General features: G+C 41.7%; 10 protein-coding genes and 1 pseudogene. 8 read left to right on the forward strand and 3 right to left on the reverse strand.

Annotated elements, in window-relative coordinates:
- Positions 1-391: 391 nt before the first annotated feature.
- Genes BLS65_RS15970 through BLS65_RS15980 form a run of 3 tightly spaced genes read left to right on the forward strand, consistent with a single transcriptional unit; the run spans position 392 to position 1,457 of the window.
- On the forward strand, positions 392-760 hold the full coding sequence (locus tag BLS65_RS15970) for an Hpt domain-containing protein (RefSeq protein ID WP_092440808.1): 369 nt from the start codon (positions 392-394) through the stop codon (positions 758-760).
- Positions 761-770: 10 nt separating this feature from the next.
- Positions 771-1,103 (forward strand): STAS domain-containing protein, encoded by a 333-nt coding sequence (locus BLS65_RS15975; protein WP_092440810.1) that lies wholly within the window; start codon positions 771-773, stop codon positions 1,101-1,103.
- A 60-nt stretch (positions 1,104-1,163) separates the two neighbouring features.
- Entirely contained in the window at positions 1,164-1,457 is a 294-nt protein-coding gene (locus BLS65_RS15980; protein ID WP_092440812.1) for a PQ-loop repeat-containing protein, read from the forward strand.
- Between the two features lie 32 nt (positions 1,458-1,489).
- On the opposite strand, the gene clpB is transcribed toward BLS65_RS15980, so the two are convergent.
- Together clpB and BLS65_RS15990 are read right to left on the reverse strand one after the other, a co-directional pair.
- Positions 1,490-4,084: an ATP-dependent chaperone ClpB gene (clpB, locus tag BLS65_RS15985; protein WP_092440814.1), complete on the reverse strand. Its 2,595-nt coding sequence runs from the start codon at positions 4,082-4,084 to the stop codon at positions 1,490-1,492.
- 170 nt (positions 4,085-4,254) lie between these two features.
- Positions 4,255-7,065 carry a M16 family metallopeptidase gene (locus BLS65_RS15990; RefSeq protein WP_092440816.1) on the reverse strand — a complete coding sequence of 937 codons (2,811 nt, stop codon included), beginning with the start codon at positions 7,063-7,065 and terminating at the stop codon, positions 4,255-4,257.
- A gap of 182 nt (positions 7,066-7,247) precedes the next feature.
- Between BLS65_RS15990 and BLS65_RS15995 the strand changes: the two genes are divergently transcribed.
- From BLS65_RS15995 to BLS65_RS16015, 5 genes are all read left to right on the forward strand, one after another.
- Positions 7,248-7,424, forward strand: coding sequence for a MarR family transcriptional regulator (locus tag BLS65_RS15995; RefSeq protein ID WP_092440818.1), 177 nt, complete (start codon positions 7,248-7,250; stop codon positions 7,422-7,424).
- Between the two features lie 271 nt (positions 7,425-7,695).
- Positions 7,696-8,601, forward strand: coding sequence for an NYN domain-containing protein (locus BLS65_RS16000; RefSeq protein ID WP_092440820.1), 906 nt, complete (start codon positions 7,696-7,698; stop codon positions 8,599-8,601).
- Positions 8,602-8,904: 303 nt separating this feature from the next.
- Positions 8,905-9,570, forward strand: coding sequence for a TatD family hydrolase (locus BLS65_RS16005; RefSeq protein ID WP_092440822.1), 666 nt, complete (start codon positions 8,905-8,907; stop codon positions 9,568-9,570).
- A gap of 1 nt (position 9,571) precedes the next feature.
- Positions 9,572-10,297, forward strand: a complete 726-nt coding sequence (locus BLS65_RS16010; RefSeq protein WP_092440824.1) for a tRNA threonylcarbamoyladenosine dehydratase — start codon at positions 9,572-9,574, stop codon at positions 10,295-10,297.
- 546 nt (positions 10,298-10,843) lie between these two features.
- Positions 10,844-11,146, forward strand: a complete 303-nt coding sequence (locus BLS65_RS16015; RefSeq protein WP_092440826.1) for a peptidase associated/transthyretin-like domain-containing protein — start codon at positions 10,844-10,846, stop codon at positions 11,144-11,146.
- 3 nt (positions 11,147-11,149) lie between these two features.
- Here BLS65_RS16015 and BLS65_RS18445 read toward each other — a convergent pair.
- Positions 11,150-11,453: pseudogene (locus tag BLS65_RS18445) on the reverse strand (transposase); the annotation flags it as partial.

Below are 11,453 nucleotides of genomic sequence, written 5' to 3' on the forward strand. Positions count from 1 at the left end.
CGACAGCGCATCCTAAAGCTCTTTTCGGCCAAGAAATACCACCTGCTGCTGGAGTGAAGCGGCCACGCTGCTGTGCCCAATGGGAAAGGTATGCCCGCGCCTCAATAGCTAGTAATTGAATACCTGACACTTACGGTTCGTTACGGTTTTTATTGTTGCAGGCTTCCAAAAAAGGAAGTTGCAAACCATAGGGGGAGCGAAAAACGGAAGAAGTGACGCAAAGAAGGGCTATGTCGAACCAAAAAAATGGCAAAATATCCACCAAGCAAACCTAAATACGCTAAGATTTAAAACCTAGCAATCGACCTGCGGATTTAAGGAAATAAATGGAATAGTGAAAAAAACATTGAAAAGAGTAAAAAAAAACGTTAAACTTGCATAAAAAGCCGCCATGTTTGAGAACTTAAAGACAAAGCCCGAACATATTGACTTATCAGTTTTGGAGGAGATTACCGATGGAAGTTCAGACCTCCTGCACGATATGTTAGATATCTTCTTTCTCCAAGTTCCAAAATTCACAATGGAGATGGAAGAGGCTAATAGTAGCGGTGAATATGCTAAACTAGGTGCGATTGCTCACAAAGCAAAATCAACGGTGGCAACCATGGGTATAACTGCGCTGATTCAAAAAATGAAGGACTTTGAACTGTTGGCAAAAAGTGGTGAACGCCCCGAAGAATACGCCGCCTACATTGATCTCTTTAAGACGAATTGTGATAAAGCAATTAAAGAGTTAAAAGATATAAAATCGAACTTATAAATGCACGATTATGATAAAAGTAGAACAAGAAAAGGATATCTGTATTATCTCCTTTCCGGGGATTAGCCGACTAAACGTCAACAATATTGGAGAGATCAAGGACCCCATTACAGCAAAGATAACGACAGGCAGTAAAGTTATTCTTGACTTTTCAGGAATTAACTATATCGACAGTTCCGGGTTTGGCGTTCTGCTCTCCTTCCTGCGCACAAGCAAAACAATCGATAGTAAATTAATGCTGTGCTGCATAATGCCGGAAGTTATGTCGCTGGTTCGATTGCTTCAACTCCAGACGGTATTCAGCATATACCCCGATCGGGATACCTGCATAAAAAATCTATAGTTGACAGAAATCATTGTTGTTCTCGGTTTTTAGCCCAACCTTTGAGCAAAATATTCGAGTATGTCAATTGAAGTTGTGGGCTGGTTAGGCAGCATTCTGTTCAGTATTTGCGGTTTGCCGCAGCTAATAAAGACGTGGAAAACAAGAAAAGTTGATGACTTAAGTTCCCTCTTTCTATGGTTGTGGTTTTGGGGGGAGATATTCACCCTCATTTACATTATAATAGGAGATATTGCTCAATCCAACTCCCATTTCCCACTTTACGTCAACTATGCTGTAAACATTCTCATAGTCTTTTACCTGCTTTACGCAAAATACACATACAAAGAGGTATCCATTCCTTCTGAAAAATAAGAAACGCCCCTAAATTGGGGCGTTTATATTTACTAAACCGATTCAAACACGAGTGAATCACCTCCCTTTGCCAAGGAGACTTTAATCTCCGTGCCCCCAGCTAATTTCCCCGCCAATATCTGTTTAGAAAGTTCATTTACAACCAACCGTTGAAGCACCCTTTTAATGGGTCTTGCCCCAAGCGATGGATCGAAGCCCTGAATAGCTATCCAATGAGCAGCTTTACTGTCGAGGGTCAATCGAACCTTATTAACTTCCAGCATCTTTTGTATGGAATGAAATTGCATAACCACAACTTGCTCAATCTGTGCTAGCGTTAGTGGCCGGAACATTATAATTTCATCAATCCTATTAAGAAACTCTGGGCGAACAGTTTGCCTCAGCAATCCAAAGACCTCTTGCTTAATTTTTTCAACGCCATCCTCATCGTTTGGCTTGATACTTTCAAGACCCTGCTGAATTATGGAAGAACCAACATTAGAGGTCATTATAACAATGGTATTCTTAAAGTTTACGGTGCGCCCTTTGTTGTCGGTAAGTCGACCTTCGTCCAGCACCTGAAGTAGAATATTGAAAACATCGGGATGAGCCTTTTCTATCTCATCAAGAAGCACGACCGAATATGGCTTGCGCCGAACGGCTTCGGTAAGTTGACCACCCTCTTCATAACCTATATATCCGGGAGGTGCCCCAATGAGCCGGGAGACGGAATGCCGTTCCTGATATTCGCTCATATCAATACGGGTCATTAGATTTTCGTCGTCGAAAAGATAGGCAGCCAACGCTCTGGCGAGTTCCGTTTTCCCAACACCAGTTGTACCCAAAAATATAAACGAACCAATGGGACGCTTGGGGTCTTGAAGTCCAGCCCTGCTCCTGCGCACGGCATCAGCAACAGCTGCAATGGCCTCGTCTTGCCCCACAACCCTCTGATGCAACTCCGCTTCCAGAGTAAGCAACTTCTCCCGTTCACTTTGCAGCATACGGCTCACGGGGATACCCGTCCACCGGCTCACTACATCGGCAATATCGCCAGCATCGACCTCCTCCTTTATTAAGGATTCATCTGCCTGCATTATTCTTAACTCTGTTTTTTGAGTTTCAATATCGGCCTGCGCCTCCTTGATCTTGCCATACCGAAGTTCCGCAACTCTTCCATAATCGCCTCTACGATCGGCCTCCTCGGCTTCCTGTTTGTAGCTTTCAATGGCTTGTTTATTCTTCTGGATTCGATCCACAACTGCCTTTTCAGCCTGCCACTTAGCTCTAAGTCGATTGCGATTCTCGTTTAGGTTTGCCAACTCCTCATCCAACTCTTTTTGCTTGGATTTATCTCCCTCCCGCTTTATGGCTTCGCGTTCAATCTCCAGCTGCTTAATCTTCCGCTCCAATTCATCTATTGATTCCGGCACAGAGTTCATCTCCATCCTCAACTTAGATGAAGCCTCATCTATTAGGTCGATGGCCTTATCGGGAAGGAAGCGTTCAGTTATATACCGCTGCGAAAGATCTACTGCCGCAATAATAGCCTCATCCATGATACGAATCTTATGGTAGTTTTCGTAGCGTTCCTTCAACCCGCGTAAAATTGAAATAGCACTTAAATTATCCGGCTCATCCACCATAACCATTTGAAAACGGCGCTCGAGAGCCTTGTCTTTTTCGAAATATTTTTGATACTCGTCGAGGGTAGTCGCTCCAATGGCCCGTAGGTCGCCTCGAGCCAATGCAGGCTTTAAAATATTGGCAGCATCCATCGCTCCATCACTACGTCCAGCCCCCACAAGCGTATGAATTTCATCAATAAACAGGACAACTTCTCCGGCTGAGTCGACAACCTCCTTTACAACTGATTTAAGTCGCTCTTCGAACTCACCCTTATACTTCGCTCCAGCAATCAAGGCCCCCATATCGAGTGAATACACCTGCTTGTTTTTCAAGTTCTCAGGAACATCTCCGCTCACTATTCGATGAGCCAGCCCCTCGGCAATGGCTGTTTTTCCAACACCAGGTTCCCCCACCAAGATTGGATTATTCTTTGTTCTGCGGGAAAGAATCTGAAGAACTCTGCGGATCTCCTCATCGCGACCAATTACTGGATCCAGTTTCCCTTGTCTAGCCCGCTCATTTAGGTTTATGGCAAATCGATTAAGCGAATCAAATGTTTGCTCGGCATTCTGGTTCGTAACCTTTGATCCTTTCCGCAGTTCCGCAATGGCCTTTATCAGATCCTTCTCAACAACGCCGGCATCGCGAAGCATCTGCGAAACTTGATCGGCAGCTTGCAGTAGACCTATCAGAAGATGTTCAACCGAAACAAATTGGTCGCCCATCGACTTGGAACTTTCAAGTGCCTTTTGCAATGCACGATTAGCACCAGAAGAAAGATATGATTCACCTCCCGAAACCGTTGGGAAAGAATCTACCACTCTACTCAAAACGGTATCGAGCAGGGTGAGATTTACGCCAAGTTTTTTCAACAAAAAACCGGAAACGCCCTCATTGTCAGCCAAAACACCTTTCAGCAAATGACTTGTTTCAATAGACTGGTGAGATAATCCTTCAGCAATTTCGAACGCATGCTGAATAGCCTCTTGCGCCTTAATTGTATAATTATTTAGGTTCATAGTGGAAGTTTTTTACTTAAGAACAAAGAGTAAGCCAATAAGGAATCCCTAGCACAATCAAGTCATTTTGACACACAACGAACAACAAACAAGACAGTTTGTCTTTACTACCTCAAAAAAAGAGGGCAGTACCTTGCGGCCTGCCCTCTTATATAACAATTAGAATAAAACTACTCTGCTGGAGACATCACCACCTCTACGAAGTTTTTTTGTCCGAACATTTTGTTTGCAACCTCTTTTACCTTAGCAACAGACAAACCGTTGACCACTTTAAGATAGTTGGTGTACTCGTCCAAATTATTCTCATATTTCGTACGAATAACATTAGTCCAGTACTCATTCTCACGAACACTTGTCTCGAATGACTTAATAAAGTGTTCCTTAGCCTTAGCCAGAGTCACTTCAGTTGGGCCATTAGTCATAAGACTTTTAACCTCTTCGTGAATAATTCCGATAAGTTTATCCTTCTTAGCAGGATCGGTATCGAACGACATAAGGATACTAAACGATGGTTTAGGGAAATCGGAAACACTACCTCTAACGCCAACGCCATAAGATCCACCCTCTTTTTCACGAATGGTTTCCAAGTAACGGTTAGAAAGAATGCTTTCAATAGCATCCATTGCAAGAATATTCTCGAGAGTATAATCTGCTTTTCCGGTATAGGTAATATAAGCAGAAGTCTTAGGGGTATTCAACGTCTTAGTAAAGTAGTTGGTTACTTTTCCCTTAACAGGATACACACCATTATCCTTAGCAACCTCTTTCCTTTGAATAGAAGGTAAACCTCCAAGATAGGTTTCAATAAGTTTTTTGCTCTCGTCCATATTGATGTTTCCAGTGAAAACAAAAACAAAGTCAGATGCATCGGCAAAGCGATCCTTATAAATCTTCATAGCCTTTGCGTAATCAACCTTGTTAAGGAAATCAACATTCATAGGCATTACGCGAGGATTATGACCATAAGTTGTAGCCGAAATACTATCGCGAAAAGCAGAGCGAGGATCAGCACTAACATTAGCAAAATATGCTTTCATACGATCCATGAAGGAAGCGTAGGACGCTTCATCAATCTTAGGCTGAGTAGCATAAAGATAAACCAGCTGAAGCATGGTCTCAAAGTCCTTAGGAGCAGCAGAACCACTAAATCCTTCGGAAGTATTTCCAATAGTAGGACTCACTTGAACAACTTTACCAGCAAGCATTTTTTCAAGCTCAACGCTTCCAAACTCACCAACACCAGCAGCATTTACAAGATCGCACGCTAACGTAGCCGAGGGAAGATCAGCAGTAGGAACAAGAGACAAACCGCCCTTACTAAAGGCTTCCATAACAATTTCATCAGCCTTGAAATCAGTTTTCTTAACAACGACCTTAACTCCGTTTGAAAGAGTAAATTCGGTAGTTCCGAAAATCTTATCTTCAACTGTTTTCACAACAGCACCCGGAGTTGGAACTTTCTCAACCAAAGGCTTGTTGGACACTTGGTCAACATAAGCTTCAATCGGCTCAGCCTTAACCGCCGCGATAGAAGCAAGAACCTCTTGCTCTGTTGGCATTTTCACATCATCCTTTTTAGGACCAGTGATACTGATAACCATATTGTTGTCGGTAACCAATGTTTTGGCAAAGGCGTTCAACTCATCGATTGTGATTGTGGGTAGCATACCTGATGCAAACATGTAATCGAATTCAATTCCAGGCATAGGCTCACCTTCCAAGAACTGGTTTACACATTCCCATACATATTTCTGATTCTTTTCCTTATCCTTCTCTTTGAACTGGCTCTCAAGACGACTTAGAAAATCGGACTTTGCGCGACCCAACTCAGAGGCGGTAAATCCAAATTTTTTCATTCTTTCGTTTTCACGAACCAATGCACCAAGTCCATCTAGGGATTGCCCGTTCTTTGCAATAGCAATGGACATATATTGATCCTTTGTACGGACCAAACTGCCAATATTACTGCCTGCATATACAAAAGGAGGGTTTGGCTTTTGTGTAAGTTCGTTCAATCTTGCACCCATCATAGTAGAAACAAGATTCTTAATAAGTCCATTGCGATAGTAACCCACATTTTTCTCAGCAATTGGAGTTGCAGGGCGCATGTAACTAATATTCACTCTTGTATTGCGCGCTTCCGCATCAACAGCAAACCCTACTATAGGAGCCACGTTGTCGGACACCTCATAGAATGGTCTAGGAGCAGGATTTACCCGCTTTGGAATATCGGCAAACAAGGTTTTTATCTTGGCCTCAATTTTATCAACATCAATATCGCCGACAATTACAATTGCCTGCAAATCGGGACGATACCATTTATGATAAAAATCCTTAATAACTTGGTGGTCGAAATTATTAATAACGTCTATATCGCCAATGACATCGCGCTTACCATATTGAGATCCCTTATAAATAGTGGGAAGTAACTCCTTATACATTCGACGATCGGCACCGCGTCCGGTTCTCCACTCCTCACGAATAACACCTCTCTCGGCATCGATCTCTTCACCCTTTAGAGTTATGAATCCAGACCAATCATGCAAAACGAGCAGAGCGGAATCTACAATGGAAGCTCTGTTGGTAGGAACGTCACCAAGGTTGTAAACAGTTTCGTCCAATGAAGTGAAAGCATTGATGTTCCGTCCAAACTTAACCCCTATTGACTCAAAATACTCAATAATCTTCTTGTCGGGGAAATTTTGGGTCCCATTGAAAGCCATATGCTCCAAGAAGTGAGCAAGTCCATTCTGTGGATCCTCTTCTAGGATAGCTCCAACATTTTGAGCGATATAGAAATCGGCCCGCTCTTTTTCTGTTACATTTTTACGAATGTAGTAATGCATTCCGTTCTCCAATATTCCAACGCGATAGTTCTTATCAGTAGGAACCGGAGTGTTAAAATCGATTCCCTGTGCAATAACTCCAATGCTAAGCAGCATAGCAGCAGACAGGGAAATCATCCCTTTCGATAGTTTCATGTAAGTCTTAATATTAGTTTAACTGATTTTAGGTTGTATTAATCAAAAGTAGATTATTTTTTTAACTTCAATAAAATGTTTCTAACTATTTTCAAGAAACAAAGCAACGCAACGATAACAAACAAGATAGAATAGTTTAACTTTAAACCCGTTACCCTAACTGTTAAAAAACGCTAAACGCTATGAATCACGACGATGTTATTATTGCTACCCTTCAAAAAGAGGGAAAGCCACTTAAGTCCTCAGAAATCGCCGAAATTGCCAGCACCGACAAAAAGGAAATTGAAAAGTCAATAAAGAAGTTGGTTGCCGAAGGAAAGATCTATTCACCTAAAAGGTGTTTCTACGACTTAAAGTAAAATAATTGGGAGGGCGATTGCCCTCCCTTACTTTCAGGAAAAACCACGTTTTGTTGTTCTCAAATATTGCGCATAACTAAAAAAACAAAACTCTCGAGCCGTTAACAACAATTAGTGATAAAGAAGAATTACCTTTGTAAGGCAGAGAAAAACAGCCACCAATCGACACTTAAGAACTATACAGCAAGAAATAGAGACGACGATAGCAAACAATATTGCAGAACTAGGGTTACCCCACTTATATAAAAGAAAAACTATAATCGATAAAATTATGTTACCAGGAAATCAAAAAACAAGAAAGATTGGAGTATTTTACGATGGGAATTACTTCTTACATGTTAGCAACTATTACAATTACGTGCATCCTAAAAAAAGGAGATTGAGCATTTCGGGGCTGCACAATTTCGTTCGCCGCTGGGTAGCAAAAGTTGATGAAGTTGATGAAAGACTATGCCTCGTGGTAGACGCTCACTATTTCCGCAGCAGGCTAAACGCACAAGAAGCAAGCCAACGAGGGAGCCAACTTTATTACGAAAGAGTTTTCGACGACATACTTATGTCCGAAGGAGTTACCACTCACTACCTGCCTGTAAGAACCAAATTTGGACGAAAGGAAGATCGTGGTGTTGAGATATGGCTAGCAATGGAAGCACTCGAGTTGGCTATCCATAAAATGTTTGACGTGGTGGTGCTTATAGCCTCCGATGGCGACTACATCCCACTTGTTAGAAAGCTCAATACGCTTGGAACTAGAGTTATTGTTTTGAGTTGGAACTTTGAGTTTGTGGACGATAGTGGCCAAAAAATGGTAACCAAGTCGTCCCAAGATTTACTGAGCGAAGCCTCGTATCCCATTTCTATGAATGAAATAATCGACAATGAGGGGAACTTAAAAGAAACACTCATCAACGATCTTTTTGTTGTGGCGGATTCAGGCATTATACGGAAGGAAGATTTTCAGGATAGCGATGGACCCGACAAGCGAAGCAAGATTCTCAGTCTAAAGGAAGGATTTGGCTTTATTGCCTACCCGCCAAACAATCTATTCTTCCATTACACTGATCTAATTATTGACGACTTTAACGACCTTAGCGAGGGAGACGCTGTCGAATTTACCGTTGAAAAAAACGAGCGGGGCCAGGAAGTAGCTAAAAACATTCAGAAGATAGATCTATAATAAAAGAGAGAGGCTAACGTTATGTCAGCCTCTCTCTTTTATATTACACTCCCCCAAGGAGTATTGGTTATTTTGCTCAATTAAACCTCAGCGGAGAATCCTACGCCCCAGCTAGATATACGCTAGCCATCGACCACTAAAACTGTAAAATACGCTATCTTTTAGTCTATTATCACCAAATTTTAGAGAAGCAGTAGTTGTGCGCGAATAGGTTACGCCTCACTAGTACTTCTTCCATAAAAACACAAATATTTATCCTTTACAATCCAACAATCTAGGCAAAAGCCTCCGACAAACCCACAAATGGAAAAACTAATCAACATACATACCCATGGACTTATAGCCCAGGGAGCAATCACCATTCTAAACAGAATGCACAACGAAGAAATTCCGTCTGAATACTCGGGTTACCTATCCATGGGTCTGCATCCAATGCATTCCGACCAATTGACACCAGAACTTCTAGTGTCAATCGAGGAGCAGGTTATTTCGAACAAAAAGATTATTGCCATTGGCGAAATCGGGCTCGATAAACTTTGCCATGTGTATCTTTCGTCGCAAATAACTGCATTTAGGGAACAGTTAAAACTTGCGGATAAACACAGCCTTCCTTGCATCATCCATAACGTAAGAGCTACCGACGAAATTCTCAGGGAATATAACCAATCGGGAAATTCCCATCCATTAATTTTTCATGGATTTAGAGGAAAACCGGTTATAGCAAAACAGATACTTTCGGCCGGGGGATATCTTTCGTTTGGGCGGGCTATCACGACAAAGGACGATGCAACCATTGCAAGTTTCTTGAAAACGCCAACAAACAAACTTTTTCTCGAAACAGATGAAGCTACTGATGTTACAATAGAGGAGGTATACAAAGCGGCGGCTATGTTAAAGCAAATATCCGAAGAGGAGTTGATTTCTGAAATTTCTACTAATTTTGCGCGCCTATTTACAGAAAGAGAATAGAATGGCTGCAAATAAACCACTTTGGCTGTCGAGAACCGACTTACTGCTGGGTGAGGAAAGACTTGAAAGATTAAAAAACGCACATGTTCTGGTTGTAGGGCTTGGAGGCGTTGGGGCCTATGCTGCCGAAATGCTTTGCCGAGCAGGAATAGGTGAACTTACGATTGTAGACGCCGATATTATAGAGGAAACTAACATAAACAGACAACAGCCGGCGCTACACTCAACCGTTGGTTTTGCAAAAGCGGATATACTCCATGCCCGCTTTTTAGACATTAATCCTAAGTTGAAAATCAACCCAATCATTGAGTTTATTTGCGACGACAGAACCGACGAACTCCTCAACAACAACTACGACTACGTGGTGGATGCAATAGATACCCTTAGCCCCAAGGCAAACCTTATTGCAAAAGCGATGGCAAGAGGAATTCCTATTGTAAGTTCGATGGGGGCCGGCGGCAAACTCGATCCTACCCGAGTATCGGTAACCGATATTTCAAAGTCGCACCACTGCCCCTTGGCACATATGCTTCGAAAACGGCTGAGTAGAATGGGAATTAAAGAAGGGTTCAAGGTTGTATTCTCCGATGAGGAAAACCAACCAAACTCGATCATTATAACAAATGGAGAAGGAAACAAGAAATCGAATGTGGGCACCATCTCTTATATGCCGGCAGTATTTGGCATCTGTTGCGCATCAGCGGTAATAAGAGACTTAGCCCAGTAGCAGAATAAGCTACAAACTACAATTCCATACAGACACCTACTTATCAGGCTAATAGCAACAATAAATGTGATGGCCACCTAACTGCTATCTCCACGCAATTCCAGCACACCTAATTCTCGTCGCTGAGGCAAGACATACTTGAATCATACAAGAATAAATCAAGGGAAAAAGCGAGTCTAACAAAAAAAAGCGCATTCCGGAAGTGCGGCCAAGTATCGTTTTTTTGTATATAACAACCTTGTTACATATACATTATGATAATGGCAGTCATCAGCGGACCTCATTATTGATTACTCATCCAAACAAAATCATCAAACACGGAGCAGTCATAAATCGCTCACAGCAAACAACTTAAAATTACACAAAAAAAGATGATTATAAAGCGCAAGAAATAGTAAACATACATGTCTAAATAGAGTCCCATACGGGAATAAAAAGTGATACACTACAATCGTCGTAACAAATAAGCGAAAGGTTTGCATAAAACCGAATAAGTTGATTGCATTTCAATTGAACAATACTCACAGAAAATACTGTATAAAACCAATGAAAACACTTAAAACACTAAGCATTATTGCTTTACTAATTGCCTTTCAAATCGAGACCACACTAGCTCAACCAAGAGGAATGGATGGCAGAGGTAGTGGCAATATGCCTGCAATTGGAGTATTGAAAGGAAAAATTCTTGATAAGAATACAAGTGAACTGATTGAATATGCAACAATTGCACTTATTCGACAAAAAGATTCGACTATTGCAACAGGCGGAATTTCTAATAGTCAAGGAGTTTTCCTATTAGATAAAGTTCCGTTTGGAAGATACACCGTTCAAATAACAATAGTTCGGTAAGATTTATGCCGCAATTTTACCGTAATCCAACAAATCATTGACGATTTTTTTATTTTTTGCGGTGTTTGGGTTTATTGCAAACATACACATAAATCGTTCCAGTAGCAACGCGTTGTTATATAGAGTTTTGTAATTAGCCATTGAGAACGTTTTTTGGAGGTTATCCTTGTTTGAGAGCCAGTCTTGCTTGGCGATATTTACCGCTGTTAGAGCCGCGTTAAAGTGGAAATCGAGCTTATTCTTGCTCCTAGCCTGACAGGTGGTAAGCCCGGTGAACTGCTTGGCATCTCGGTAGAGGAATTCTATT

Origin of the sequence: Williamwhitmania taraxaci, assembly GCF_900096565.1 — a bacterium.
In the GTDB taxonomy this organism is placed as follows: Bacteria; Bacteroidota; Bacteroidia; order Bacteroidales; family Williamwhitmaniaceae; genus Williamwhitmania; species Williamwhitmania taraxaci.